25 protein-coding genes and 1 tRNA gene are annotated in these 25,036 nt (G+C 64.3%); 13 read left to right on the top strand and 13 right to left on the bottom strand.

The features are described 5' to 3' along the window. Positions 1-112 precede the first annotated feature (112 nt). Complete coding sequence (locus AC3EMP_RS00270; RefSeq protein ID WP_023671677.1) at positions 113-400, top strand: hypothetical protein; 288 nt, start codon at positions 113-115, stop codon at positions 398-400. On the opposite strand, the gene gluQRS is transcribed toward AC3EMP_RS00270, so the two are convergent. Then, a complete protein-coding gene (gene gluQRS / locus AC3EMP_RS00265) occupies positions 401-1,276 on the bottom strand; it encodes a tRNA glutamyl-Q(34) synthetase GluQRS (RefSeq protein WP_352713327.1) in 876 nt (291 codons plus the stop codon). It abuts the gene before it with no gap. 74 nt (positions 1,277-1,350) lie between these two features. Between gluQRS and AC3EMP_RS00260 the strand changes: the two genes are divergently transcribed. Together AC3EMP_RS00260 and AC3EMP_RS00255 are read left to right on the top strand one after the other, a co-directional pair. Continuing rightward, entirely contained in the window at positions 1,351-1,992 is a 642-nt protein-coding gene (locus AC3EMP_RS00260) for a DNA-3-methyladenine glycosylase family protein (protein WP_352713325.1), read from the top strand. Positions 1,993-2,120: 128 nt separating this feature from the next. Beyond that, on the top strand, positions 2,121-2,678 hold the full coding sequence (locus AC3EMP_RS00255) for an HNH endonuclease (protein ID WP_008874122.1): 558 nt from the start codon (positions 2,121-2,123) through the stop codon (positions 2,676-2,678). A 267-nt stretch (positions 2,679-2,945) separates the two neighbouring features. Here AC3EMP_RS00255 and AC3EMP_RS00250 read toward each other — a convergent pair whose 3' ends face one another. Both AC3EMP_RS00250 and AC3EMP_RS00245 read right to left on the bottom strand, forming a co-directional pair. Then, a complete protein-coding gene (locus tag AC3EMP_RS00250) occupies positions 2,946-3,464 on the bottom strand; it encodes a disulfide bond formation protein B (protein WP_023737462.1) in 519 nt (172 codons plus the stop codon). Between the two features lie 62 nt (positions 3,465-3,526). Beyond that, positions 3,527-4,111 carry a YqaA family protein gene (locus AC3EMP_RS00245; RefSeq protein WP_023673756.1) on the bottom strand — a complete coding sequence of 195 codons (585 nt, stop codon included), beginning with the start codon at positions 4,109-4,111 and terminating at the stop codon, positions 3,527-3,529. 205 nt (positions 4,112-4,316) lie between these two features. On the opposite strand from AC3EMP_RS00245, the gene AC3EMP_RS00240 reads away from it, so the two are divergent. Next, positions 4,317-4,401 (top strand) — tRNA-Leu (locus AC3EMP_RS00240). A 188-nt stretch (positions 4,402-4,589) separates the two neighbouring features. On the opposite strand, the gene AC3EMP_RS00235 is transcribed toward AC3EMP_RS00240, so the two are convergent. The 6 genes from AC3EMP_RS00235 to AC3EMP_RS00210 form a co-directional block, all read right to left on the bottom strand. Further along, the gene (locus AC3EMP_RS00235; RefSeq protein ID WP_023673757.1) at positions 4,590-5,165 is read right to left on the bottom strand and encodes a cation efflux transmembrane domain-containing protein; all 576 of its coding nucleotides are present in this window, start codon (positions 5,163-5,165) and stop codon (positions 4,590-4,592) included. A gap of 139 nt (positions 5,166-5,304) precedes the next feature. Then, the gene (locus AC3EMP_RS00230; protein ID WP_023754192.1) at positions 5,305-6,456 is read right to left on the bottom strand and encodes a YncE family protein; all 1,152 of its coding nucleotides are present in this window, start codon (positions 6,454-6,456) and stop codon (positions 5,305-5,307) included. Positions 6,457-6,531: 75 nt separating this feature from the next. Next, positions 6,532-7,812, bottom strand: a complete 1,281-nt coding sequence (locus AC3EMP_RS00225; RefSeq protein WP_352713320.1) for a GNAT family N-acetyltransferase — start codon at positions 7,810-7,812, stop codon at positions 6,532-6,534. Then, positions 7,812-9,215 (bottom strand): lipopolysaccharide biosynthesis protein, encoded by a 1,404-nt coding sequence (locus AC3EMP_RS00220; RefSeq protein ID WP_352713318.1) that lies wholly within the window; start codon positions 9,213-9,215, stop codon positions 7,812-7,814. The genes AC3EMP_RS00225 and AC3EMP_RS00220 overlap by 1 nt, the downstream gene beginning before the upstream one ends. Before the next feature lie 264 nt (positions 9,216-9,479). Then, a complete protein-coding gene (locus AC3EMP_RS00215; protein ID WP_352666217.1) occupies positions 9,480-9,983 on the bottom strand; it encodes a hypothetical protein in 504 nt (167 codons plus the stop codon). Between the two features lie 441 nt (positions 9,984-10,424). Further along, on the bottom strand, positions 10,425-10,697 hold the full coding sequence (locus AC3EMP_RS00210; protein ID WP_023673765.1) for a DUF4242 domain-containing protein: 273 nt from the start codon (positions 10,695-10,697) through the stop codon (positions 10,425-10,427). A gap of 244 nt (positions 10,698-10,941) precedes the next feature. Between AC3EMP_RS00210 and AC3EMP_RS00205 the strand changes: the two genes are divergently transcribed. Next, complete coding sequence (locus AC3EMP_RS00205) at positions 10,942-13,530, top strand: helix-turn-helix transcriptional regulator (protein ID WP_352713316.1); 2,589 nt, start codon at positions 10,942-10,944, stop codon at positions 13,528-13,530. Between the two features lie 216 nt (positions 13,531-13,746). Here the strand turns inward: AC3EMP_RS00205 and secA are convergent, their stop codons facing one another. After that, positions 13,747-16,479 (bottom strand): preprotein translocase subunit SecA, encoded by a 2,733-nt coding sequence (gene secA / locus AC3EMP_RS00200; RefSeq protein WP_023672992.1) that lies wholly within the window; start codon positions 16,477-16,479, stop codon positions 13,747-13,749. A gap of 244 nt (positions 16,480-16,723) precedes the next feature. Here secA and AC3EMP_RS00195 point away from each other — a divergent pair, with 244 nt between their 5' ends. Continuing rightward, positions 16,724-17,644 carry a peptidylprolyl isomerase gene (locus AC3EMP_RS00195; protein WP_023804562.1) on the top strand — a complete coding sequence of 307 codons (921 nt, stop codon included), beginning with the start codon at positions 16,724-16,726 and terminating at the stop codon, positions 17,642-17,644. 44 nt (positions 17,645-17,688) lie between these two features. On the opposite strand, the gene AC3EMP_RS00190 is transcribed toward AC3EMP_RS00195, so the two are convergent. Both AC3EMP_RS00190 and AC3EMP_RS00185 read right to left on the bottom strand, forming a co-directional pair. Then, the gene (locus AC3EMP_RS00190; RefSeq protein WP_352713358.1) at positions 17,689-18,276 is read right to left on the bottom strand and encodes a TetR/AcrR family transcriptional regulator; all 588 of its coding nucleotides are present in this window, start codon (positions 18,274-18,276) and stop codon (positions 17,689-17,691) included. A 133-nt stretch (positions 18,277-18,409) separates the two neighbouring features. Further along, the gene (locus AC3EMP_RS00185) at positions 18,410-19,639 is read right to left on the bottom strand and encodes a caspase family protein (RefSeq protein WP_352623486.1); all 1,230 of its coding nucleotides are present in this window, start codon (positions 19,637-19,639) and stop codon (positions 18,410-18,412) included. 169 nt (positions 19,640-19,808) lie between these two features. Between AC3EMP_RS00185 and argJ the strand changes: the two genes are divergently transcribed. The 5 genes from argJ (at position 19,809) to AC3EMP_RS00160 (ending at position 22,958) form a co-directional block, all read left to right on the top strand. Beyond that, positions 19,809-21,050: a bifunctional glutamate N-acetyltransferase/amino-acid acetyltransferase ArgJ gene (argJ, locus tag AC3EMP_RS00180; RefSeq protein WP_023727008.1), complete on the top strand. Its 1,242-nt coding sequence runs from the start codon at positions 19,809-19,811 to the stop codon at positions 21,048-21,050. 29 nt (positions 21,051-21,079) lie between these two features. Continuing rightward, positions 21,080-21,829, top strand: a complete 750-nt coding sequence (locus AC3EMP_RS00175) for a GNAT family N-acetyltransferase (protein ID WP_023713717.1) — start codon at positions 21,080-21,082, stop codon at positions 21,827-21,829. Further along, complete coding sequence (gene mutT / locus AC3EMP_RS00170) at positions 21,826-22,242, top strand: 8-oxo-dGTP diphosphatase MutT (protein WP_023685791.1); 417 nt, start codon at positions 21,826-21,828, stop codon at positions 22,240-22,242. The genes AC3EMP_RS00175 and mutT overlap by 4 nt, the downstream gene beginning before the upstream one ends. A 97-nt stretch (positions 22,243-22,339) precedes the next feature. Beyond that, positions 22,340-22,648 carry a hypothetical protein gene (locus tag AC3EMP_RS00165; protein WP_023694000.1) on the top strand — a complete coding sequence of 103 codons (309 nt, stop codon included), beginning with the start codon at positions 22,340-22,342 and terminating at the stop codon, positions 22,646-22,648. A gap of 127 nt (positions 22,649-22,775) precedes the next feature. Then, on the top strand, positions 22,776-22,958 hold the full coding sequence (locus tag AC3EMP_RS00160; RefSeq protein ID WP_023672984.1) for a Flp family type IVb pilin: 183 nt from the start codon (positions 22,776-22,778) through the stop codon (positions 22,956-22,958). Positions 22,959-22,970: 12 nt separating this feature from the next. Here the strand turns inward: AC3EMP_RS00160 and AC3EMP_RS00155 are convergent, their stop codons facing one another. After that, on the bottom strand, positions 22,971-23,843 hold the full coding sequence (locus AC3EMP_RS00155; protein WP_352713312.1) for a class I SAM-dependent methyltransferase: 873 nt from the start codon (positions 23,841-23,843) through the stop codon (positions 22,971-22,973). Positions 23,844-23,915: 72 nt separating this feature from the next. Here AC3EMP_RS00155 and AC3EMP_RS00150 point away from each other — a divergent pair, with 72 nt between their 5' ends. Both AC3EMP_RS00150 and grxC read left to right on the top strand, forming a co-directional pair. Then, positions 23,916-24,701, top strand: coding sequence for a ComF family protein (locus tag AC3EMP_RS00150; RefSeq protein WP_196814971.1), 786 nt, complete (start codon positions 23,916-23,918; stop codon positions 24,699-24,701). A 22-nt stretch (positions 24,702-24,723) separates the two neighbouring features. After that, positions 24,724-25,005 (top strand): glutaredoxin 3, encoded by a 282-nt coding sequence (gene grxC, locus AC3EMP_RS00145; protein WP_023672982.1) that lies wholly within the window; start codon positions 24,724-24,726, stop codon positions 25,003-25,005. Positions 25,006-25,036 lie beyond the last annotated feature (31 nt).

Genomic DNA, 25,036 nt, shown 5'->3' with positions numbered 1-25,036 from the left:
ATAAGCTCATCCTGATGTAGGAGGTGGCCGAATTCAAAGGGCGGCGTCAGGGCAATCGACTTCTGTCGATGGATCCGGCGACATGGCGTTTTGGCTTCGACAGGGAGCGCGCATGCTGTTGCATCTCGACACAAGCTGGCTTTTGATGACGGTGGCCAGTGTGGCTGTGTTCGGCTTCTTCTTCGGTTCAGCGCTCGACGCCATCATGCAGGAGGACGGTTTTGGGTCGACCGGCAACACATTGCTGTTCACGCTCGGCTTTTTCGCTGCGGTCATGGCCGCGAACGAACATGGCATCGTCCTGAGAGATCTGAAGCTCGCGGTTGCCTGGGGACTGGGCGGCGCCTTCGCGTTTATAGGCGCGTTGGCGCTGCTCAAGGCGGGGCTGGCCCGGCTTTAGTCAGAGCCCGACCAGCCGCCTGACATCGTCCGGCGACATGCCTGCCGGCCTCAGCGCGGCAAGGCCGGTATCAGCAAAACTCTTCGACAGTTTGCGCCCATCCGGTCCGAGTATGAGACGGTGGTGGAAATACTGCGGCTGGCCGAGGCCGAGCAGTTCCTGCAGCAGGCGCTGGATGCCGGTCGCGGAATAAAGGTCGCGGCCACGCACGACATGGCTGACGCCTTGCAGAGCGTCGTCGACGACGACGGCCAGGTGATAGCTGGTCGGGATGTCGCGGCGCGCCAGAATGACGTCGCCCCAGTCCTGCGGACGCGCCTCGACTCGCTGCGTCGCCGAAAGCGTCTCGTTGGTGAATTCGCGCCAGGACAAATCCGTGCCGACGCGCGCCAGCGCCGCCTTAACGTCGAGGCGCCAGGCGAAGGGCGCATTTTCGGCGATGCGGCGGTTGCGTTCGCTGATCGGCAGCGCCTTGTCGGCGCCGGGATAAAGCGGCACGCCGTCCGGGTCGCGCGGCCAGTCGCGGCCGCGTTTTTCACTGTCGGCGATGAAGGCCCTGATCTCGCCACGGCTCATGAAGGCAGGGTAGACGAGGTCTTCGCGGACCAGCCGGTCGAGCACGGCCTGATAGTCGGAGAAATGCTCGGCCTGGCGCCGCACCGGCTGTTCCCATTCGAGACCTAACCATTCGAGGTCGCGAAAGATGCCAGCCTCGAATTCAGGCGTGCAGCGGATCGTGTCGATGTCCTCGATGCGCAGCAGCAGGCGGCCGCCGGCCGCACGCGCCAGTTGCTGGTTGAGCAGTGCCGAATAGGCATGGCCGAGATGCAGTTCGCCATTCGGGCTCGGCGCGAAGCGGAATGTCAGGAGCGTCATCTCACAAGCGGCAATCGGGTTGTGCAGCGGTTTTGCCAATTGCTACCGTGCGGCCGGTTCAGGAACAAGAAAACATGCAACGCATCGCGACACTGGACGATATTGCGCGCGGGCTGGATGCGCTTTGCGCAATCGATCCGCGCCTGGAAAAGGTGCGCGGCATGGCCGGAGAGGTGCCGCTGCGGCTGTCGGAGCCCGGCTTTCGAAGCCTGGCCTCCATTATCGTTTCGCAACAAGTATCCCGTGCGAGCGCCGATGCGATTTTCGGCCGGCTGGTGAAACTGGTCGATCCGCTAACGCCGCAGGCGATCCTTGTCGCCGGCGAGGACATGTTTCGCGAGGCCGGGCTGTCGCGGCCGAAGCAGCGCGGTCTGATCGCGGTTGCGCAGGCTGTGGTTGAGGGGCTCGACCTGCATCACCTCTGTTCGCTCGACGCCGAAGAGGCGATCGCGGCTATGATCGCGGTGCCGGGCATCGGCCCGTGGACGGCGGAAGTCTATCTCCTGTTTGCCGCCGGCCACCCCGATATTTTCCCCGCTCGCGACGTCGCGCTGCAAAGCGCGGTCGGCCACGCGTTGGGCATCGAACCGCGTCCGCCGGAGAAAACGCTCATCGCCCTGGCCGAATCATGGAGCCCGTGGCGAGGTGTCGCATCGCGGCTTTTCTGGTCCTATTATCGCGAAACCAGGGGCAGGGACGCAGCACCCCCCGCCTGAATCGGCAAAAAAGCGTTAAAATCCTGCATTTTTGCCGCTTTTGACGAGTGACAATCCGCTTCACATCCCTGTCATGTCGGGCTTACAGTATCCGCGCCGATCGGTTCTAGAATGAGGAGGTCAACAAGGTGACGGTTGCCGTATCTCCGGATGGGCTTCCTGCGCTGGTGCTGAATGCGGATTACCGTCCGCTCAGCTATTACCCCTTGTCGCTCTGGTCCTGGCAGGATGCCATCAAGGCGGTGTTCCTCGACCGGGTCAACATCGTCGCCGAATACGAGCATGCAGTGTCTTCGCCGACCTTTTCGATGAAGCTGCCCAGCGTCGTCAGCCTGAAGGCCTATGTGAAGCCGTCGAGGCACCCGGCATTCACCCGCTTCAACGTGTTCCTGCGCGACCGCTTCCAGTGCCAGTATTGCGGCACGCCCGAGGATCTGACCTTTGACCACGTCATCCCGCGCCATCGCGGCGGGGCGACGACGTGGGAGAATGTCGTGGCCGCCTGTTCACCCTGCAATCTGAGGAAGGGCGGCATGATGCCGGCGCACGCCAAGATGTGGCCGCTGCAGAAGCCCTACCAGCCGACCGTGCACGACCTGCACAACAATGGCCGGCTGTTCCCGCCCAACCATCTGCATGAAAGCTGGATGGATTATCTCTACTGGGATGTGGAGTTGGAGCCGTAGGGATTGGCCCGATCGGCCTTGCCATGGCAATCGCCGATGTCGGGTGCTGCCCCTCATCCGGCTGCCGCCACCTTCTCGCCGTATAGTGACGGGGAGATAGGGAATTGGCTGCAAATTTGGCGCCCTTCTTTCAGCGTTCGGGATTGGCGAAACCATTGATGACTGCGCCTTTCTCCCCGTCACTATACGGGGAGAAAGGCCCGGCAGGGCAATGAGGGGCGGTGCCAACATTTAGAGACTGGCCGCATGGCGCGACCTCGCACTTGGTTAATCGCGCGCCATTGCCCCGCGAAAGGCGACGGCGGCGAGGATGAAGCTGGCGATGGCGTTCCAGCCGGCCAGCGACAGGCCGAGGATGCGCAAAGCGGCCTTGTCGCAGGATGGCGGCACGAATTTGTCGAGCGCGTCGAGCACGCCCTTGCCGCCGGTATCGACCGGGCCGGCGCCGGCCGTGCAATCGGCCGGGCCCTGCCACCAGGCCCATTCGACGCCCGAATGATAGACGCCGAGATAGAGGCCATAGAGCATCAGCAGGCCGCCGACGGCAAGCAGGCCGCGCGTCAGCCATGCGGGCGCGCTGAGCATCGAGGCAATCACCGCCAGCAGCATCAGCGGGGCGCCGATATAATAGGGCGTGCGCTGCTCCAGGCACAGATGGCAGGGGATGTAGCCGCCTATGTGCTGGAAGGCGAGCGCGGAGCCGACCGTGGCGGCCATGGCGACGGCGAGAAACAAAGCGGTGCGCGTCCGCTGGCGTCCGGTATCGGCTGTCATCGTGGCTGTCATGTTTCGTCCGTTGAATTCGCCGTCCGCCGGCATAGTCCTGACCCACCGCCCGCCTTGGGCGGTCAGAAGGCGTATTTGACGACGATATAGAGCAAAATCAGGGCGGCGGCGCCGGCGCCGACGATCAATCCCAAACGCTTCTCGATGAATTCCTTGATCTCTTCGCCATAGCGGCGCAGCAGCCAGGCAAGAAGCAGGAAACGAGCGCCACGCGCCAGGATGGCGGAGACGATGAAGACGAAAAGATTGACGTGGAGGGCGCCTGCCAGAATGGTGACCACCTTGATCGGCGGCAGGTGGGCGGCACCCGATGTGACGAGCAGCACCAGCATCAGCCCGGTGCCGGCCGACTGCCACCTCTCGAACGCGTCAAGGCCGCCAAAGTGCTCCAGCATCGGCCGTGCTATCGTGTCGTAGGCATAGTAACCGATCAGCCAGCCGGCAATGCCGCCCAGCACCGACGCGACAGTAGCGGTCAGCGCGTAGCGATAGGCGCGTTCGGGCCGCGCCAACGCCATGGGCAGGTACAAGACGTCGGCAGGTATGAAAAACACCGAGCTTTCGACGAAAGCGATGAAGGCCAGCCACCATTCGGCGGATTTGCGGGCCGCCAGCGACAAGGTCCAGTCGTAAAGTCCGCGAAGCATCGGCTCTCCTGGATGCAGGTTGCCACACGCAACGCGCTTTGATGCGCGTCTGTCTAGAAAGATTTCCCGCGCCGCACAATGGTAGGAGCTTCATGAAACAGAAAGGCGGGCTTTTGCCGCAAGCAGGGCACGGCGGCGCATTTGGCCAGTTGACGAACAGGCCTCCAACCGTATAGTCCGCGCCCATCCAGGCCTTTGGGCCTGAGCCCCTATGGCGGAATTGGTAGACGCGCTCGACTCAAAATCGAGTTCCGCAAGGAGTGCTGGTTCGATTCCGGCTAGGGGCACCATTTTTTATCTCACGCCAGTTCGCTTCGCTCACGGGCTCCGATGGGGCGGCCTGACCGGCCGACGGGCGGTCGCCCTTGCGAACCCTCCGGGTTCGAACAGTGCCTCGAACACAGAGCCAACCGCGGCTGCTGAGGATGACAGCGATAGCGCCAATCAGCGGCGGCCGGTAGCCCCGCTCTACGTGCTCTCAGGCCGCCGCACGGTGTTCTTCACGGGCAGCTTCCCACACTTCGCGGGCCGCGTCGGCGTTCATGACCGCGATCCCCAATCCCACCGCCAAATCGGGCCACGCGGAATGCCAGAGCAAGGCCGTGACCAACCCTGCGGCAATAATGGCGATGTTGGCCAAGGCGTCGTTGCGGGCCGACAGGAAGGCCGCCTTTGTGAGGCTGCCGCCACGATGCCGGTGCGCGGCCAGCATGTAGGCACAGGACAGGTTGACGGCGAGAGCGCCAAGTCCCGCCAAGGTCAAGGCGATGGGCTGCGGCGGCACCGGCACGTTGAACTTCTCCCAAGCCGTCCAGAGCGTTGCCAGACCCGGCATGAGAAGGATGAGCGCCAATGCCATCCCCACCCGCGCACGGGAGCGCACAGACCACCCAAGTGCGAGCAGGATAAGGAGGTTCACGGAAGCATCTTCAAGAAAGTCGATGCTGTCGGCGAACAGGGACACTGATCCAATGGCGAGCGCCACAGCGAACTCGATCCCGAAATAGGCAAGATTGAGAAGCGCGACGATGAGGACGATGCGGCGAAGGTTCATCTTGTGGCAGTATCCGAAACCAGTGTGTGGAGCTACAGCTTCGCGGTTTCCAAGGAAAGCCCCTGCTCGTTCCGGGTCCCGGCCGATGGGCGGTTGCCCTTGCGACCTTTTGCGTTCGAGCCGCGCCTCGAACACGGACTTAGCGCATATTCCCCGTATGCCCTTGCGAATACCGCCCCGGCTGTGGCCACACCGTCAGGCCGTGCGGCTCTGAGCCAACCCGAAACTTGGTCACCGCGCCTGATGTCGTGTCGATCATGTAGGCGGCACTGTCGAAGCGGCCGGACAGCCATAGTTGTTTGCCGTCGGCGCTGACGTTGCCCATGTCGGGGCTGCCGCCGCCGGGGATCGGCCATTGCGTGACGACCGCGCGGGTAGCGAAGTCGATCACCGTCACGCTGCCCGGTCCCTTTGCCTGGCCCTGCTCCATCTTGTGCGAGCCCCGGTTCGAGACATAGAGCCGCTTGCCGTCGCGGCTGACGACGAAGCCATGGGCGCCGATGCCGGTCGGGATGAAGCCGATCTCCTTGAAACTGTCGCCATCGACGAGGAACACGCCGTCATTCATCATGTCGGCGACGTAAAAAACCTTGCCGTCGGGCGAGAGGCGGATGTCCTGCGGCATGCCCATTTTCGAGAAGTCGAGATGGCCAAGCACCTTCTGGTTCTTCAGGTCGATCTTGGCCAACCCGCCATTGCCGTATTCGCAGGTGAAGATCGCGTAGGCGCCGTCGACGGAGAAATCGGCGTGGTTGATGCCGGGACAAGTGGGCGTCGGCAGGGCCGACTTCAGCGCCATGGTGTGAGGATCGCGGAAATCGAGCCGCTCCAGGGCTTCGTCGACGACGATGGCCGCGCCCGGCATGAAATACAAATTGTAGGGATCGTCCACGGCGATCTGCGGGCCGGGCTTGCCGGTCATCGGGTCGATCGGCGTCAGGCTGCCGTTCTTGCCGGTGCCATTGTTGGCGACCCACAGCGTCTTCAGGTCCCATGACGGCACGACGTGCTGCGGTTTGCTGCCGACCGGGAACCTGTCGACTTCCTTGAGTGTCATGGTGTCGATCACCGTGACGCTGTTGGAGGAGCGGTTCGGCACATAGACGCGCGGCAGTGCACCCAGCGTGGCCGGGCTGAGATGGCCGGCGGCGGTGTGGCTGTAGATGTTGATGGACGGCGCGGGCTCGCTGCAATCCTCGGGACAGCTATCGGCCCGGGCGCGGACAGGCAGCAGCGCAAGCAGCGAAAAGGCCGCACGGGGACCGGCGTGACGCAAAAAGGTTCTGATCATCAGGATGGCTTGTCGTGAAGGCCGGCCGAAATTGCCGCGCGACCCATAGCTGGTGTCTTGCCGTTGATCCAGTGGCTATCGCCGTCCCAGCAAACTCTTCACGCGGTTGCGCAGCAGGCGGGCCATGTTGCGGGTTTCGCGGTAGAGGTGCAGCTGCGAGGCGGCCTGGCGGGCGAGGCGGTCGGCATCCGGCGTCAGCCCGATCACCAGCGAGCCCATCGGCTTGCGCTCGCTCCACAGCCGGCTCATCACCGGGTGGTCGGGCACGGCGCAGGAATCGGTCATCATGATATTGGGGTCGTCGAGATGCTGCCTGGTCACCTCGATCATCAGCAGCGTGCCGGGCGAATAGGTCGCCAGCGTCTCGTCATAGGCGGTCTTCCAGGTGTAGGCGACGCCGGCCTCGACGAAGACGACCAGGCAGGCGATCGTGCGGCCGTCCAGCGTCAGCGAATGGATGCGGCACATGTCGTGCTCGGCCAGCCGGTGCACGGCTTCGCGGGCAAAGGCGGCGCGGTAGCGGTCGATGGCCATGGCGGTGCGCTCGCGGCCCTTCCAGCCGGCGGCTTCCAGCGTCAAAAAACTTTCGATGGCGTGGCGGATTTCGTCCGGTCCCCGCGCTACGACATGTTCCAACCTGCCGAGATCCCCCAGGCGCCGTTTCAGGCGGCGGAACTCGCGGTAGTGGTGCGCGCGCAGCGATGCTTTCAAATAGGCCTCGCCGTCGAGCGTGCTTTCGAGCACCGGCCGGTCCGCCTTGCCGGTGGTGACCATTGTCAGGCCGCGCGTCTCGGCAACGGTGGCCAGCACGCTGGCCAACGGGCCGTCGAGGCGCATGTCGGGCAGCACGAAGACCTTCGGCAGCTTGAGATGCGGCCGCGACAGCATGCCGAAGAAATCCTCGACGACGCCGATCGGGTCGTCATGGTCGACCAGCGGTGTGCCGATCGGGCCGAACGGGCTCGACCAGGTGCGCATCACCGGAACGCCGAGCGGCACGGCCGGCCTTTCGACCGAGAACGGCACCAGCAGGCGCAGCCGGTTGCGGTATTCGTCGCCGTCGCGGATCACCGCCAGCTTGACCTCGCGATCTTCCAGCCGGGGCATGGCCGGCGCCAGAAAGCGCGGGTTGAAGAAGACGTTGGGCTCGATCGTGCGGGTGCACAGATAGTCGAGTTCCTCGATCAGTTCGAAGCCGGCCGAAGCCGGATAGATCGCCAGCTTGCGCAGCGGCCGGTTGTTGGCGAGGATCTCGAGATGCGCCGGATCGGCGTCGCGCGCCAGGCCGGCAAGGCCCGACACCATTGCGCCGGCTGGACCGCCGCTGGTTTCCTCGATCAGCGGGATGGCGGCCATCAGGCGGCTCCCTCGGCAGCGGGCACGAAGATCAGCATGACGATGCCGAGCTTGCGCCAGACGGTGAAGGACAGGGCGCTGGCCTCGAAGACCATGGCGAGGCTGGTGGCGATCGCCGCCCCCCACAGGCCGAAGAGCGGGATGAGCACCACGTTGAGACCGATGTTGAAGGCCAGCGTCATGGCATAGACGGCGGCGCAGATGTTCTGGTTGCCGCTCATCGTCAACAGGCTTTCGCAAGGGCCGACGGCGGCGCGCGCCACGACGCCGAACACCAGCAGGAACAACAGCGGATAGCCGGCGGTGAATTCCGGGCCGAACAGAACCAGCATCGGTTCGCCGAGCGCCAGCACCAGCAGCGCCATCAGCAGCGACGGCCAGAACGTCCATGACACGGTCTCGCGGGCGAAGGCGGCGAGCTTTTCCGGTTCGCCATGGGTGAACTGCGCATAACGCTGGGCGACGCCGGCCTTGACGGAGAAATAGACGAAATGCACCAGCGCCAGCGTTTTGACGGTGGCGAAATAGACGGCGACGTCATTGGGCTGGAGATAGGCGCCGACCATCAGCACGTCGGCGTTGGTGAGCAGGAAGAAGAAGCTCTCGACCAGGAAGATCGGCAGCGAAACGATGAACCACTCGGCGAAATGCACCTTCATCGGCCCGGCCGGGATATTCCTGCCCATGCGTGTGGTCACGCCGATGAGCTGGCCGAGCGTGGTGGCGTAGGTGGCGGCGATCGAAGCGAAGATGGCTGTCCTGGCGTCGGGCGCATAGCCCAGCGCCAGCATCAGCGCCATCAGCGCCAGGATCAGCACCGGCCGCACCAGATAGGTCGGCGACAAGGCAAACAGCGCCCAGGAATTGGCCCGTGACTGGCCTTGCAGCAGGTCGCCCATGGCAATCATCGGCAGGCAGAACAGGCCGAGGATGAAGGGCATGACATAGTAGCTCTCGATCCAGTTCGCGCACAGCCAGACGCCCAGTGCGCCAAGCCCGGCGATCGCGGTCGAGGCAATCAGCACGAACAGGCGGCTGGCGACCACGATGCCGCGCAGCTCGGCCAGCATGTTGCGTTCGCGGTATTCGGGGATGAAGCGGATGACCGAAGTGTGGAAGCCGAGGCAGGCGAGGTTGCCGACGATGACCATCGTCACCCAGACGAGGACGAAGATGCCGTATTCGAACGAGCCCATCCAGCGCGCCATCAGCACCTGGCTGATGAAGGCGATGACGGCGCTGACGATGCGGATGGCAAAGGCGATCAGCGACATGCGGCCGGCTTCGCCGCGCTCGTCGGCGGTGAACAGCACCGCATCGATGCGGCCAAGCAACGGCCTCATGCGCAGCGCCAAGCGCTGCGGCAAGAACCGCCCGGCCGTCGTCGCCGCGGAAAAGCGCACCCCGATGTCTCTCCGTTTTCCGCCTGTTTCCAAGCTTTCGATGTATCCGAAACACCTTAAGAAAGGGTGGGCAGGTGCGGGTGCGCTGAGGGGCCAAGGACGGCCGCGTGTGCAAGGTGCGTCATCGTATGCCGGGGCATAATAAAAGGCGAGCGAACGCCGGGGAAGACTGGGGAGCCGGTCGGCGTTTCGCTCGCCCCTCCCCCGCCAAGGGGGATGGCCAGGCACCGGATGTCCGGTGCCCGAGGTGTCACATGTGAGGCGTTACATCCCCTTCATGGCGTCGCACGACACGTTCGGGTTCATGTCGGCAAAGGCGCCCGTCGGGTTCTGTTTCCATGCCCAGACGTGCAGTTCGTAGAACGGGCCGAGGCCGTAGCGATTGGGGGCGCTGTTGAAGTTGAACAGCTGGCCTTCGAGCGAGGCCGGGCCTTTCGAGGTGATGTATTCGACCGCTATCAGCTTCAGGCTGCCGTCGGCCGTCGGCTCGTACATCACCGCTTCGGGCTTGGCGACATCGACGGCATCGTCCTTGAGATAGGCGCCGTTGACATAGTGGATGCCCATGGCGCCGCCGGTGATGCCGCTGGCGCAAGGGATGGGGGCATAGCCTTCGGCGGTGGCGGCTGCCACATTTTCGAAGCGGCTGTTGGCTGCGCGCACCTTTTCGACCAGCGGATTGGCGTCGTGCGCCTGGGCGGCCGCACCCGCCGCGATCGAGATGGCGGCGAAAGCCGCGAAGCGTGTCGTCCAAAGAGTTATGGTCATGGTCTTCCGTCCGTTTGTTGACGCTCGAGGCGACGGCGGCCGATCAGGCTGCCCGAAACGCTGCGGCGTTGGTTTAGGATTTGGTTTGTCCGTCCCGGTTCATGCGATGCGGCTTCCGTTGCCGGGCTTTGGCCGCAGCCCTTAAAAACCGTGCAAAATCAACGATCCCAAAAGTAATATTGCCAATATTCCTGCGGGACGTCCCGCTCCGATAGCCCGATGTCGCGCCTCAGATAGTCGCCTTCCGGGGGCAAGCGCCGCCTTTCAGACAGATACGCAGGCAGCCTCGTCGCGAACCGCCATAGACGGCCGAGCACGGAGGTTGGCCGGACGGTCTTTCCCAGGACAGGCCCGATTCCGCCGAGCGGCAGCCCATCAGGCAGTTCGCCACGGCCGCGAAGGACAGTTTGATGCTCATCATCGTGGCGACCGAACGCAGGATCAGAGGTAAAAGTAAGGGTCAAGAACCCGCACCTCCGTGATCTTGTCGACCGGCAGCGAGTTTTTCTGAGCCGTGCTGCGGATCGCTTCGGGCGTCGGCGCGTCGTAGATGCAGAAGCTGTGCTTCTTGTCGGGCGTGACGAAGGACTGGATCCAGGTGACGCCCTTTTCGGCATTGCGCATGACGACGCCGCCCACCGCGCTGGCGCCGATATCGGTCATCGGTATGTTGAGGCCGTCCGGAAATGTGCGTTCAATCAGGTAGCGAGGCATGGAAGACTTCCTTTTCCATTGGTTCACGCTCGATCGGAGCGCGGCTGGACGTTGACCACGCCGGCCCGGCCCGCGCATCGGAACGATTCCCCATATTGGACGGGACGATTCCCTATATTGGCGTCGTTCTTTGTGGAAAGAGGCACGGCAATGTGTGCAAAGTCACATTGCGGCGCTTTCTTCACGGGCTAATCGTGAGCGGCCCGCCATGGTGGGAAAACTCCGATCCTGTGAGACGATGACAATGATGCTTCTGGAACGGCAGACGCAGCTGCAGCAACTGGAGAGCCTGCTTGGCGATGCAATAGGCGGCCATGGCCGAGTCGCGGTGCTGGCGGGGGAGGCCGGCGCCGGCAAGACGGCGATTGTCGAGGCGTTCGCGGCCCGTGTCGGAGAGAGCGCGGCAATGTTGCGCAGCGCTTGCGAGGATCTGTCGATCCCCGATCCGCTGGGGCCGCTTTACGATCTGGCCCGTGAGGCGCAATGGGCGCTGCCGCGCGCAATCGACGCCCGGCATGGGCAGAGACTGCCGCTGTTTTCCGATGCGCTCGACGCCTTTGCGGCCAAGGGACCGAGCCTGCTGGTGATCGAAGACCTGCACTGGGCCGACGATGCGACGCTCGATTTCGTGCGCTTCCTCGGCCGGCGTATCGCCAACACCCACATCCTGCTGTTGCTCACGGCGCGCACCGACCGCAGCGAGGGACAGATGCGGGTGCGCCGCGCCCTGGGCGAAATCCCGGCCGGCAGCGTGGCGCGCATCGACGTGCCGCTGCTCAGCCAGGCGGCCGTGCTGTCGCTCGCCGATGCGGCCGGCCGCGATGGCGACGCCATCTACCGGGCGACCGCAGGCAATGCCTTCTTCGTCACCGAATTGTTGTGCGCCGAAAACGAAATGGCGCTGCCGGCAAGCGTGCGCGACGCGGTGCTGGCGCGGGCTGAACGGCTGTCGCCAGGCGCCCGCGCAATGCTCGACGCGGTGTCGGTGTTTCCGCGCCGGGCCGATGCCTGGGCCTTGCAAGGCCTGTGCGGCGTCGCCAGCGCCGGCCAGCTGGCCGAGTGTGTCGCCAACGGCCTGCTCGACGATCTCGGCGACGGCTACGCCTTCCGCCACGACATCGCGCGACGCGCCATCGAAATGATGCTGACGACGTCGCACAGGCGGCAGTTCAACCAGCGTGCGCTGGCGGCACTGCTCGAAAACGGCGACGTCTCCACAGGCCGCCTGGTGCATCATGCGGTCGAGGCGCACAATCTGGCGGCGGTGCGCGAACTTGCGCCAATCGCCGCGCGCGAAGCGTCGCGTGTCGGCGCCCATCGCGATGCCGCCGGCTACTACGAGATCGCCTTGCAGCAGGCCGACAGCCTGCCGGTGATCGAGCGCGCCGCGCTCTACGAAAGTCATGCGTTCGAGTGCCATCTCATCGGCAAGATCGACGACGCGCTTGCAGCGCAGGGCGAGGCGCGCCGGTTGCATCAGGCAGACGGCAACAGGCTGAAGGAGGGCGATAGCCTGAGATGGCTCTCCCGGCTGAGCGAAATGGGCGATGACCGCGAGGCGGCGGCCGCCTTCGGCGCCGAGGCTGTGGCGATGCTGGAAGCGGCTCCCGCCGGTCCCGAACTCGCCATGGCCTATTCGAACCTTTCGCATCTGGCGATGCTTTCGGAGAGGGTGGAGGACACGCTGTTCTATGGCGAGAAGGCAGCGGCGCTGGCTGCGCGCATGAACCGTCCCGACATCGCGTCGCATGCCCTCAACAATGTCGGCTGCGTCGAGCAGTGGCTCAATCCGGATGCCGGACGCCTGCGCCTCGACGAAAGCCTTGAAATTGCGCTCCAAGGCAATTTCCAGGAACATGCCGCGCGCGCCTTCACCAACCGCGCCTGTTTCGAGATCACCCAGATGAGCTACGACGCGGCGCGTCCGGTGCTGGAGAGCGGCATCCACTATTGCACCGAAAACGACCTCGGCACCTGGCGCGACTATCTCAGGGGCATGCTGGCCGATGTGCAGCTGCGCCAGGGCCAATGGGATGAGGCCGCCGCGACGGCAAGCGATGTCATCGACAATGAGCGGACAACCACCGTGGGCCGGTTTCCGGCGCTGCTGGCATTGGCGAAACTGCGCCTGAGGCGCGGCGATCCCTCGGCCGAGCCGCTGTTCGCCGAAATGGCGCGCCTGGTCGGAAGCGGCGGCGACCTGCAGATGCTGAGCTCCTATGCGGCCTTGATAGCGGAGCAGGCATGGCTGGGCCTGGCCGACAGGCAAGAGGCGCTGGCGCTGATCACCCGCGCCGAAACGCCGGTGCGCTCGCGTGCCCATGTCGGGGAGCTGGCGCTGTGGCGAACATTGCTCTCTCCCGATATGCCGGCCGGCGACACCGCCGAGATGGCAACACCATACCGGCTGCTCCTGACCGGCGACTGGCGTTCGGCTTCGGCACTCTGGTCCGAATTGAATGCGCCATACGAGCGCGGACTGGCGCTCATCCTCGGCGATGACGAGGGGCAGCGTCTGGCATTGGATATTTTCGACGGCCTGGGGGCAAGGCCGGCAGCCCAGCGCCTGCGCGATATCATGCGCAAGAACGGCGTTGGCGGCATCGCCCGCGGCCCGCGCCGCTCGACGCGCGCCAACCTCGCCGGCCTCACCTTGCGCCAGATGCAGGTGCTGCAGCTGATCGAACGCGGCCTCTCCAACAAGCGGATCGCCGAGCAATTGACGATTTCGCCAAAGACGGTCGATCACCATGTCTCGGCGGTGCTGGGCAAGCTGGATGCGGTGTCGCGCGGCGAGGCGACAGCGACCGCGCGCGATTCGGGGTTGTTGTGAGGTTTTGACGAGGGTTGGACCGAGAGGTCGCGATCCTTCGCACCCCCCTCTGTCCTGCCGGACATCTCCCCCTCAAGGGGGGAGATTGGCTGTCACTGTGGCTTTCGCCAATTGTCGAAATTGAAAGAAGTTACGGCGCCGAAGCTGCTGATCTCCCCCCTTGAGGGGGAGATGGCCGGCAGGCCAGAGGGGGGTGCTGCCCCGCCGACCTAATGATCAAGCAAACGCGCCGTGGCAGTGCTTGTATTTCTTGCCGGAGCCGCAGGGGCAGGCTTCGTTGCGGCCGATCTTGCCCCAGGTCGCCTGGTTGTTCGGATCGCGGTCTTCGGGAGCGACGATGGCGTTGCTCTCCTGGCGGACCAGAAGTGCGGTCTCGCCACCCTCGAAATCGTCCTCGCCCGTGGTGCCGTCAATGTGGCTGCCGAACATTTCAGGCGCTTCGGGCGGCGGCGCTTCGGCGGCCTGGCGGACCAGTTCGACGCGCATCAATTGCGCGGTGACGGCCTGGCGCAGATTGCCGAGCAGAGCCTGGAACAGCTCGAACGCCTCGCTCTTGTATTCCTGCAGCGGATCGCGCTGGGCGTAGCCGCGGAAGCCGACGACCGAACGCAGATGGTCGAGGTTGACGATGTGCTCGCGCCACAGATGATCGAGCGTCTGCAACACCACCGAGCGTTCGACATAGCTCATCACGTCTGGGCCGAACCGCTCGGCGCGCTCCTTGGCGGCGGCGTCGGCGGCCTTGGTCAGGCGCTCGCGGATGTCGTCCTCGGCAATGCCTTCTTCCTTGACCCAGTCCTCGACCGGCAGGTCGAGATTGAGGAATTCGGCGACTTCGGCCTTGAGGCCGGCGACGTTCCACTGCTCGGCATAGGCGTTTTCGGGGATGTTCTTGGTGACGATCTCCTCGATGACGCCTTCGCGCATCTCGGCGATCGTCTCGGACAGGCCTTCGCCGTCCATCAATTCGATGCGCTGCTCGAACACCACCTTGCGCTGGTCGTTCGAGACGTCGTCGTATTTCAACAGGTTCTTGCGGATGTCGAAGTTGCGCGCTTCGACCTTCTTCTGCGCCTTTTCCAGCGCCTTGTTGATCCACGGATGGATGATGGCCTCGTCTTCCTTGAGGCCAAGCTTCTGCAGCATGCCGTCCATGCGCTCGGAGCCGAAGATGCGCATCAGATCGTCCTGCAGCGATAGGAAGAATTTCGAACGGCCGGGGTCGCCCTGGCGGCCGGAGCGGCCGCGGAGCTGGTTGTCGATGCGGCGCGATTCATGGCGCTCGGTGGCGAGCACGTAGAGGCCGCCGGCGGCCAGCGCCTTTTCCTTCAGGCGCTCGACATCGGCAATGATTTCCTTTTCGCGCGCCTCTCGCTCGGGACCAGCAGGCATGTCGCCCAGTTCGTCCTCGATGCGCATCTCGGCGTTGCCGCCGAGCTTGATGTCGGTGCCGCGTCCCGCCATGTTGGTGGCGATGGTGATGGCGCCGGGCTTGCCGGCCTGGGCGACGATGGCCGCTTCGCGCTCGTGATGGCGGGCGTTCAGCACTTCGAAATCCTTGAACCCTTCCTTGCGCAGGCGCTCGGCCAGCTGCTCGGATTTCTCGATCGAGGTGGTGCCGACCAGCGTCGGCTGGCCCTTGGCGCGCGCTTCCTTGATCTCCTTGACGATCGCCTTGTACTTCTCCTCGACCGTCCGGTAGACCTCGTCGTCCTCGTCCTTGCGGATGACCGGCAGATTGGTCGGGATCTCGGTGACTTCGAGGCCGTAAATGTTGCCGAACTCCTCGGCCTCGGTCAGCGCCGTGCCGGTCATGCCGGACAGCTTCTTGTAGAGGCGGAAATAGTTCTGGAAGGTGACGGATGCCAGCGTCTGGTTTTCCGGCTGGATCGCCACATGCTCCTTGGCTTCGAGCGCCTGGTGCAGGCCTTCCGAATAGCGGCGCCCCGGCATCATGCGGCCGGTGAATTCGTCGATGATGACGATCTCGTCGTTGCGGACGATGTAGTCCTTGTCCTTCTGGAACAGCCGGTGCGCCTTCAGCGCGTTGTTGACGTGGTGGACGATGGCGACGTTCTCGACGTCATAGAGCGACTCGCCCTTGAGCAGGCCGGCCGCGCGCAGCAGGTTTTCCAGCTTCTCGGTGCCTTCCTCGGTGAAGATCGAGGTCTTCTGCTTCTCGTCGATCTCGTAGTCGGCTGGGCCGAGCTGCAGCATGAAGGCATCGATGGTGTTGTACATTTCTGAACGGTCTTCGAGCGGACCGGAAATGATCAGCGGCGTGCGCGCCTCGTCGACCAGGATGGAATCGACTTCGTCGACGATCGCGTAATTGTGGCCGCGCTGCACCATCTGCGCGCGCTCATACTTCATGTTGTCGCGCAAATAGTCGAAGCCGAGCTCGTTGTTCGTGGCATAGGTAACATCGGACGCGTAGGCGACGCGGCGCTCCTCGTCGGACAGGCCATGGACGATGACGCCGACCGAGAGGCCGAGGAATTTGTAGACGCGGCCCATCCATTCGGAGTCGCGGGTGGCAAGGTAGTCGTTGACGGTGACGACATGGACGCCCTTGCCGGCAAGCGCGTTGAGATAAACGGGCAGGGTGGCGACCAGGGTCTTGCCCTCGCCGGTACGCATTTCGGCGATGCCGCCATTGTGCAGCACCATGCCGCCGATCAGCTGCACGTCGAACGGGCGCATGCCGAGCACGCGGCGGGATGCCTCGCGGACGGTGGCGAAGGCCGGCACCAGCAGGTCATCGAGCGTGGCGCCGTTGGCGATATCCTGGCGGAATTTTTCCGTGCGGGCCTGAAGCTCGGCGTCGGACAGCGCCCGCATCTCGTTTTCCATGGCGTTGATCGCCTCGACACGCGGCCGGGTCGATTTTACGCGACGATCGTTGGAGGAACCGAAAACCTTACGGGCGAGACCGCCGAGACTGACCATCCGATGGTCCTTTCGATAGAATTCTCAATTTTGAGATGAGCGCCGGCCGGCCCCATCAATTCCGCGTGAAACGCGGACAAACACAAAAAGCGCCCGGAAAACGGTTCTGGACGCAAAGTCGTTGGACAGATAAGAGGGGGCTCAACTGATGTCAACGCCGCGTTAGCCCTATGGGCAGCGCCAAATTCCGCCACAATCCGGCTGATCTGCAAGCCCTACCAATCCCCCCTTGGAGTTAATCTTGATGTCCCTACTGTTTCGCCGTGCGTCGCTCGCCAGCCTTGGCCTGGCTTTCGGCCTGTCGGCCCTGTCGCTGTCTCCGCTGATGGCCCAGGAAGCCGCTCCCGCCCCGGCCGATGCCGCAGCAGCGCCGGCGGCAGCCCCCGTCGATCCGAACACCGTTATCGCTACAGTCAATGGCCAGAAGCTGACCGAGGCGGACCTTGGGCTTGCCGAGGGCGAGCTGTCGCAGCAGTTCTCGCAGTTGCCACCCGAGCAGCGCCGCGCCGCGGCCCTTTCGGCGGCCATCGAAATCCGCGTCATGGCCGCCCAGGCGGTCGCTACCGGGCTCGACAAGGATCCCGAATTCCAGCGCCGCATGGCGTTCCTGCAGCAGCGCGCGCTGCATGGCGAGATGGTCGAGAAGGGCGTCGTCGACAAGGTTACCGATGCCGAGGTGCGCGCCCGCTACGACCAGGAAATCGCCAGCACGCCGCCGGTCAATGAGATTCATGCCCGTCACATCCTCGTGAAGACGAAGGAAGAGGCCGAGGCGATCATCAAGCAGCTCGATGGCGGCGCCGACTTCCAGAAGCTCGCCAACGAGCATACCAGCGATCCCTCGGGCAAGACCAATGGCGGCGATCTCGGCTGGTTCGGCCCGGGGCAGATGGTGCCGGAATTCGACAAGGCGGCAGTTGCGCTCGAAATCGGCAAATACACCAAGGAGCCGGTGCAAACGCAATTCGGCTGGCATGTCATCAAGCTCGAGGACAAGCGCACCAAACAGCCGCCGGCCTTCGACGACGTCAAGGACCAGGCCAAGCAGGCGGTGATCCGCGACAAGTATTTCGCACTGGTCAAGCAGCTGCGCGGCGCCGCAAAGGTTGAAATCCCCGACGCCAATCTGAAGAAGGCCGTCGACACGATGGAAGCCGGCAAGTAAGGCCGGCACCGAAAACATGAAAAGGGCGCCGTTCGGCGCCCTTTTCAATTGCGGGAGATGCCTGACATCACATAGCGGACAGTGGCAAGGATTGTCGCCTCATCTTCGTCCAGCCGGTTGGTCAAAAGGTGTTTCCAGGCATAGGAAGCGATGAGGTCGGCGACCAGCGCTGCGTCGATATCGGCCGCAACCTCGCCGCGCGCTTTGGCGCGCTCGATGATCCGAGCGGTGTGGGACACGCGCCCATCGGCATAGCCAGTCAGGGCCGCGGCCGCCGCTTCGTCCGACTGGGCCTCGGCGATCAGCGAGCGGAATACACTGCCCGAGGATGTGTCGCGCCAATGCGCGAAGAGGTTCCTCAGGAAACCGACGAGGTCGTCTTCGAGACTGCCGGTATCAGGGACGTCGACACGCTTTTGCCGCTTGTAGACCTCTAACAGCAGGGCCGCCTTGCTCGGCCACCAGCGATAGATCGTGGGTTTGCCGGCGCGCGCCCGCCGCGCCACGGCCTCTATGGAGAAGCCGGCATAGCCGGCCTCGACCAGCACCGCCTCCGCGGCGTCGAGAATGGCCTCGGCGCTGTCTGGGTTGCGCCGCGCCCCGATCGATCTGCGCGCCGGATCCTCGCCCATGTCTGTCCTCGCCAACAATGTCTGTCCTCGCCAACAATCTCGCCGGCAATATAGGTGAGCTGGCAGGCAAACGAAACGGCCCGTTTCCAGCGCTTGTAGAAGCAGGCCTCACGTTCGCCCTGCGCGGGGATTTTCAGTTCATCGCTTGCGAGGTTTCCGAGGCGATCCGCCACTGGCCGTCGCTCTTCACCAGCCCAAGCGTGACTCGTGCCTTGCCGGTCATGCGCGCCGCCGATTTGTCTTTCGACATATAGTCGTAGCTCATCGCGAACACGGCTTCGGCGCGGTTCTCGCCCTGCGGCGTCACCTCGAGGCTGCCGGGCTCGAGACTGAACGACCAGGATGCAAATTGCGCGAACCAGTCCGTCTTGAGCTTGACGACGGCGTCGCTGTCATAGCGCGTGCCGAAGATGGTAGCGGAAGGCGCATAGAGCCGCTTGACGGTCTCGCCGATCGCCGCGGCATCGGGCGCAAGATAGTCGTCGCGCAGGAATTTCTCGATTGCGGTCTTGTCGTCGCCTACAGACCGTTCGAGTGCCGCAACATTTGTTTCGGGCGCCGGGGGGACGGCGGGCTTCGGCTGTGCAACCGTTTCGCCGCCGGGCACAAACTCGAACCGTTCGAGCAGCGAACCCTGTTCCCATGGGCGCTGTCCCTCGCGGGTTTCGGAGACCACGTCGCGGCGCACCGCGATCATCATGTCGTTGATGCTCTGGCCGGGCTCGGCCATGTGCCGCAGCAGGGCGGCGGCGAACGGCGAATTGCGTCCGGTGCCGTCCATGGCGACAGCGCCTGGCGCCGTCGAGAAGGCGATGAAGGAGCCGCGCGTCGAATCGAACTGCGCCAGACCGGCAAGCGCCGTTGCCGAGCGCGTGGTGGCGGTGCGGCTCAGGCTGCGGGCAAAGGGATTGTTGCGGCAGGCGTCAAGGAAAACCAGGCTGACCTTGGTCTGCTGCTCCATGATGTCGAGGACTTCGTCGATCGGCACGGCTTCGAGCTGCAGCTTGACCGGCATGTCGAGCCGGGCGTCGACCGGCACGATGTAGTTGCGCCCTTCCACCTGCAGGCCGTGGCCGGCGTAATAGAAAAGCCCGACGCCCGCACCTTCCAGCGCATCGGAAAATTCGCCGATCTTGCGCTCGAGTTCGCGCTTGCCGAGATCGTTGCCCTCGATGACGTCGAAGCCGATCGAGCGGAGCTTGCCGGCAATATCGAGCGCATCGTTGACCGGATTGGTGAGCGTGCCGGCTTCGGCATAGGTGCCATTGCCGATGACCAGCGCCACGCGCCGTTCCGGCTGCGCATCGGCGCTCAGGAGCAAAAGCCCCATAAACGCCACCGCCAAGATCACCAGCCTGCCCATGGCCGATATCATAACGCCAGAGGCCCCGGTGACGCCAACGGATTTGAAATGCAAGCTTAATCCCTGGTGGCTTGCCGACAGCGGCGGCCAAGAAAACGCCCTTGCGCCGGGCCGTGCTATCGGGCAAACCGGCCTTCGCCCAGCGTTTTTCCCTCGCCCGAGGTCTCCAATGTCCGCAACGATTTCGCCGCTCGCGCCGAAGAAATATCCCAAAATGCCTGCCATTGAGGGCGTGCGCATCGCCACCGCAGAGGCCGGGATCAAGTACAAGAACCGTACCGACCTCTTGGCCATAGTCTTCGATGCCGGCACAGCGGTTGCCGGCGTGTTCACGAAGTCGAAATGCCCCTCGGCGCCGGTCGACTTCTGCCGCGAGAACCTTGGCGCCGGCAAGGCGCGGGTGCTTGTGGTCAATTCCGGCAACGCCAACGCCTTCACCGGCAAGAAGGGCCGCGCCTCCACCCAACTGACCGGCGAGGCCGCGGCCAAGGCCGCAGGCTGCACGCCAGGCGAAGTGTTCCTCGCTTCTACCGGGGTAATCGGCGAGCCGCTCGACACCACCAAATTCAGCCATTTGCTGGCCGGACTAGTCAAGGACGGCAAGCCGGATCTGTGGACCGAGGCGGCAAAGGCCATCATGACCACCGACACCTATCCGAAAGTGGCGACAGCGACGGTCAAGCTCGGCGACACCGACGTCATCATCAATGGCATCTCCAAGGGCGCCGGCATGATCGCGCCCGATATGGCGACTATGCTGTCCTTCATCGCCACCGATGCGCCGATCGCCGCCCCCGTGCTGCAGGACTTGTTGTCGCGCGGCACGGCCAAGACCTTCAACGCCGTCACCGTCGACAGCGACACCTCGACCAGCGACACGCTGCTGTTGTTCGCCACCGGAGCCGCTGCCAAGCGCGGCGCGCCCGCCATCAGCGATCCCAAGGACGCGCGTCTCGGCGCGTTCCGCCGGGCGCTGGGCAAGGTGCTCAAATCGCTGGCGCTGCAAGTGGTGCGCGACGGCGAGGGCGCCCGCAAGCAGGTCGAAGTCACCGTTACCGGCGCCAAATCGGCGCGCTCGGCCAAGCGCATCGCTCTGTCCATCGCCAATTCGCCGCTGGTCAAGACGGCGGTTGCCGGCGAGGACGCCAATTGGGGCCGCGTCGTCATGGCCGTCGGCAAGGCCGGCGAGCCGGCCGATCGCGACCGGCTGTCGATCTGGTTCGGCGACAACCGTCTGGCGCATGAGGGCGAACGCGACCCGGGCTACTCCGAGGAAGCGACCTCGGCCTATATGAAGCGCGACGACATTCGCATCCGCGCCGATATCGGTATCGGCCGCGGCAAGGCGACGGTGTGGACCTGCGACCTCACCAAGGAATATGTCGCCATCAATGGCGATTACCGGAGCTGATGGAGTTGGCTTCCAGGCATCCGGCAAGCATGCTCGCCATCGTGCGCCGCTACGAGGCTGCGGGGTTTCGCGCCTGGCCGGCGGCGGCCGTGCATTATGACGGCACCTGGGTGGTGCGGCTGACAGCCGGCCATCCGGCCAAGCGGCTGAACTCGGTCAACCCGCTCGATCCCGGCGACACCCAGCACATTGCCGAGCGCATCGGCCGCGCCAGCCGGCGCTTCGACGCCTATGGCAGGCCGCTGACCTTCCGCATCTCGCCGCTGTCGGGGCCGGACCTAGCCAAGCATCTCGACAATGAGGGCTGGAGCACATTCGACGAATCCCTGGTGATGCGGCTGCCGCTGGCGGACGCGCAACTGGCGCCGGCCATGGACCAGATTCCGCTGAAGGATATCAGCCGCTTTCTCGGCGCGTCGCTCAAGGTCAGCGGCTCGGATGCATCGCTGCGGCCGGGTCTTTCGGAAATCATCGGCGCTATCCAACCCGAAGTCGGGCTGTTTGCGCTGGAGGAAGGGGCCGACCCTCTGGCGGTGCTGATCTGCGTCCATGACGGCGATCTTGCCGGCCTGTTTGAGATCGCCACCGCCAAGTCGGCGCGCAATCAGGGCCATGGCCGCAACCTGATTCTGTCGGCGCTGAAGTGGGCGAGGCTGCGTGGCGCTCGCGAAGCCTGGCTGCAGGTCGAGGCCGGCAATGCGCCGGCGCTGGCGCTCTATCGCTCGCTGGGCTTCGACGAAGTCTATCGCTACCACTATCGCCGGCCGCCGGGCGCATGAGCGAGATCACCGGCAAACGCCTGCTGCTGGTCGCCGCGTGCGCGCTGGTCGATACCGATGGCCGCGTGCTTCTGGCGCAGCGGCCCGAGGGCAAACAGCTTGCCGGCCTGTGGGAATTTCCCGGCGGCAAGGTAGAGCCAGGCGAGACGCCGGAACAATGCCTGATCCGCGAACTGCAGGAAGAAATCGGCATCGAGACTGACATTCCTTGCCTGGCGCCGCTCACCTTCGCCAGCCATTCCTATGATGATTTCCATCTCCTGATGCCCCTGTTCGTCTGCCGCCGCTTCCGCGGCATCGCGCAGCCCAGGGAAGGGCAGGCGTTGAAATGGGTGCGGCCAAAGCAGATGCGCGACTATCCCATGCCGCCGGCCGACGCGCCGCTAATCCAGTTCCTCATCGACCTGTTGTGATACAAAGCCATTTCGCGGTCTGATCTAGCCAGCGTTAATGGAAGATTTATCTCGTCGTGAAAAATTGCGGCAAAGCGGGTTCGCGGGGAGCGATTGCATGAGCCTCGACAGGGAATGGGACTCGATCCGGCCAGATCGCAGCTTTCGCGCCGCCGGCGTCGGTTTATTGCGCGTCACGCTGTTGTTCGGCTCGGCCGCAGTGGCGCTGGCGCTGATCGCGGTCCCCGTGCTGGACAACCAGACGCGATCATCCAGCCGCGATGCTCTTGCAGGCGGTCTCGACCCGATGAGCACCGGTTCGATCGGCTCGCGGGCCACCTATACGCTGCGCAGAAGCGTGCTGCAGCCCTCACCGAGCTCAGTCTGCATCATCCGCGCCGACGGCCAACGCAGCGGCGACTGCTGACCAACAAGGTCGACACCAGCTTGAGAACTTCCTCAACGCAGGCCCATTTCACAGCCTGTTAAGCTTGTGCCGTTAACCTTTCTTAACAGGTCGGCGATATGGTCGGGGATGAGAGGGATCGACGATCATGAAGCCATTGCTGCGCCGATTTTTGCAGGACGAAACAGGCGCCACGGCCATTGAATATGGCCTGATCGTTGCGGTGCTGTCGCTTGCCATCGTCGGGGGTGTCGGCAAGGCCAGCAATGCGATCCAGTTTCTGTTCAGCGACAACAACAGCAGGCTCGCAAACGCCTTCGCCGAGCACTGATCCGGAGCGCCGTCACCGCTCGCCGGGGTTTTCCAGTATCGTCTTCAGCGAGACCTTCGCCGAACCCGGTTTCAAGGGCTTTTGCTGCGAGGCATCGGGCGCCCAGCCCGACATCCAGACGATGGAAAAGCTTGCCCTGATGCGGCCATCAGCGTCCGAAAAGCGTTCGGCATAGATTTCGGCGGCACGGGTAAAAAGCTTTCGCGCTCCCGGTCGCCGGCTGCGATCAGTCAGCGCGCTGGTTTCGCCCATCGCCCTGAGATCGGCAATGAGGTCGAAGAGGGTATCGTAGCGGACGGTCACCGTTTCGACGTCGGCCACCGGCAGCGCCAGTCCGGCGCGCTGCAGCAGTGCGCCGGCGTCGCGAACATCGGTGAAGGGGATGACACGCGGGCTGGCGCCGCCATAGAGTTCGGTCTCGGCGGCGAGCAGGCTTTCGCGCAATTCGGAAAGCGTGCCGGCGCCGGCAAAGGCGCCGAGGAAAAGCCCGTCGGGCCGCAGAGCGCGGCGGATCTGCACCAGCATGCCGGGAATGTCGTTCATCGCCTGCAACGACAGAAGTGAAACGACGTGGTCGAGGCTTTCCGGCTGGAACGGCACTGTTTCCAGCGGTGCTATCAGCCCTGGCCGGCCGTCCAGAAACGCTGGATCTGCCTCGACGCGCACGATCTCCGCTGCCTTGCCGCTTGCAGCGACCACGTCCGTTGCGTCCGGCGTCTGGCAAAACAGCACCGCGGCCTTGCCGAATTTCCGCTCGACCGCGCCGAGCCGGTCGGCAAGGTCTTCCGCCGCCCGCCGCATCAGAAAATCCGCGCCGGCTACGGGGTGGGCCAGCGCCCTGCGCTTGCGCACCAGCCAAAGTTCAGTATCGATGATCGGCTGCAACGGTAGACATCCCTGTTTGTCCGTCTAGTGATATCCTGGCGCGGACGACAAAACCACGTGGCCGATCCGGTGATGGAGATCAAGAGCCTCGCTCAAACCATGTTGAAACTGGCCATGTTGGACTGGCCGGCGCGGATGCTGTTCCCGCCGGTCTGTGCCGGCTGTCGCAGGCACGTCTCGCAACCCGGCGTTTTGTGCGGTGCCTGCTGGCCGAAACTCAGGCTGCTGGAGCGGCCATGGTGCGCGGTGATGGGCACGCCATTCACGCACGATATGGGCGAGGGATTCCTGTCGGCCGAGGCGATCGCCGATCCGCCGCCGTTCGAGCGGGCGCGGGCGGCCGTGGCCTATTCAGGTGTCGCCCGCCAGATGGTGCAAGGTCTGAAATACCAGGATCGCACCGATCTGGCGCCGTGGATGGCGCGCTGGATGCTGCGCGCCGGCGCTGAGCTAATTGCAGACGCCGATGTCGTCGTACCGGTGCCGCTGCACTGGCGGCGCTTCTTTCGCCGGCAGTTCAACCAGTCGGCGGAGTTGGCAAGGGCGGTTGCGCAGCTTAGCGGGCTGCCTTTCTCGCCCTCGGCGGTCCGGCGCGTCAAGCTCACGCGCCAGCAGGTCGGGCTGGAGCGGCAGGAGCGCGAGGCCAATGTCCGCGCCGCCTTCCGTGTGCCTGCGGAAGCCGAAATCGAGATCACTGGGCGCCGCGTGCTTCTGGTCGACGATGTCTACACCACCGGCGCCACCGTGCGCTCGGTCGCCAGGGCGCTGAAGAAGGGCGGCGCCGGAGCGGTCGATGTGCTGACCTTCGCGCGTGTCCTGCCGGGGGACTTTCGGGCCGACGAGTCCGCGACTATATAAGGTCGAGGAAAGGCACGGACCGATGCTCGATGTGACGATTTACACCCGTATGATGTGCGGCTATTGCGCGGCGGCCAAGCGGCTGCTCGACCGCAAGGGCGTCGCTTACACCGAGCATGACGCTTCGTTTTCGCCGGAATTGCGCCAGGAAATGATTTCGCGGGCGCATGGCCGCTCGACCTTTCCGCAGATTTTCATCGGCGACACGCATGTCGGCGGCTCCGACGACCTCCACGAGTTGGAGGCACGGGGGCAGCTGGATAGGCTGCTTGCCAACGGCTCGACGACAAAGAGCGGTTCGTAGCGCCGCTCTATGTCTTTGTTTTTACGCAATT

Source organism: Mesorhizobium sp. P160219 (genome assembly GCF_057786095.1).
The sequence above is the reverse complement of the archived record's forward strand: the minus strand, read 5'-3'. Positions and strand labels throughout refer to the sequence as shown.

Coding starts and splice junctions, on each gene's coding strand:
- AC3EMP_RS00270 (WP_023671677.1), top strand. CDS start 113: ATGCTGTTGCATCTCGACACAAGCTGGCTTTTGATGACGGTGGCCAGT.
- gluQRS (WP_352713327.1), bottom strand. CDS start 1,276: ATGACGCTCCTGACATTCCGCTTCGCGCCGAGCCCGAATGGCGAACTG.
- AC3EMP_RS00260 (WP_352713325.1), top strand. CDS start 1,351: ATGCAACGCATCGCGACACTGGACGATATTGCGCGCGGGCTGGATGCG.
- AC3EMP_RS00250 (WP_023737462.1), bottom strand. CDS start 3,464: ATGACAGCCACGATGACAGCCGATACCGGACGCCAGCGGACGCGCACC.
- AC3EMP_RS00245 (WP_023673756.1), bottom strand. CDS start 4,111: ATGCTTCGCGGACTTTACGACTGGACCTTGTCGCTGGCGGCCCGCAAA.
- AC3EMP_RS00235 (WP_023673757.1), bottom strand. CDS start 5,165: ATGAACCTTCGCCGCATCGTCCTCATCGTCGCGCTTCTCAATCTTGCC.
- AC3EMP_RS00230 (WP_023754192.1), bottom strand. CDS start 6,456: ATGATCAGAACCTTTTTGCGTCACGCCGGTCCCCGTGCGGCCTTTTCG.
- AC3EMP_RS00225 (WP_352713320.1), bottom strand. CDS start 7,812: ATGGCCGCCATCCCGCTGATCGAGGAAACCAGCGGCGGTCCAGCCGGC.
- AC3EMP_RS00215 (WP_352666217.1), bottom strand. CDS start 9,983: ATGACCATAACTCTTTGGACGACACGCTTCGCGGCTTTCGCCGCCATC.
- AC3EMP_RS00210 (WP_023673765.1), bottom strand. CDS start 10,697: ATGCCTCGCTACCTGATTGAACGCACATTTCCGGACGGCCTCAACATA.
- AC3EMP_RS00205 (WP_352713316.1), top strand. CDS start 10,942: ATGATGCTTCTGGAACGGCAGACGCAGCTGCAGCAACTGGAGAGCCTG.
- secA (WP_023672992.1), bottom strand. CDS start 16,479: ATGGTCAGTCTCGGCGGTCTCGCCCGTAAGGTTTTCGGTTCCTCCAAC.
- AC3EMP_RS00195 (WP_023804562.1), top strand. CDS start 16,724: ATGTCCCTACTGTTTCGCCGTGCGTCGCTCGCCAGCCTTGGCCTGGCT.
- AC3EMP_RS00190 (WP_352713358.1), bottom strand. CDS start 18,276: ATGGGCGAGGATCCGGCGCGCAGATCGATCGGGGCGCGGCGCAACCCA.
- AC3EMP_RS00185 (WP_352623486.1), bottom strand. CDS start 19,639: ATGGGCAGGCTGGTGATCTTGGCGGTGGCGTTTATGGGGCTTTTGCTC.
- argJ (WP_023727008.1), top strand. CDS start 19,809: ATGTCCGCAACGATTTCGCCGCTCGCGCCGAAGAAATATCCCAAAATG.
- AC3EMP_RS00175 (WP_023713717.1), top strand. CDS start 21,080: ATGCTCGCCATCGTGCGCCGCTACGAGGCTGCGGGGTTTCGCGCCTGG.
- mutT (WP_023685791.1), top strand. CDS start 21,826: ATGAGCGAGATCACCGGCAAACGCCTGCTGCTGGTCGCCGCGTGCGCG.
- AC3EMP_RS00165 (WP_023694000.1), top strand. CDS start 22,340: ATGAGCCTCGACAGGGAATGGGACTCGATCCGGCCAGATCGCAGCTTT.
- AC3EMP_RS00160 (WP_023672984.1), top strand. CDS start 22,776: ATGAAGCCATTGCTGCGCCGATTTTTGCAGGACGAAACAGGCGCCACG.
- AC3EMP_RS00150 (WP_196814971.1), top strand. CDS start 23,916: ATGGAGATCAAGAGCCTCGCTCAAACCATGTTGAAACTGGCCATGTTG.
- grxC (WP_023672982.1), top strand. CDS start 24,724: ATGCTCGATGTGACGATTTACACCCGTATGATGTGCGGCTATTGCGCG.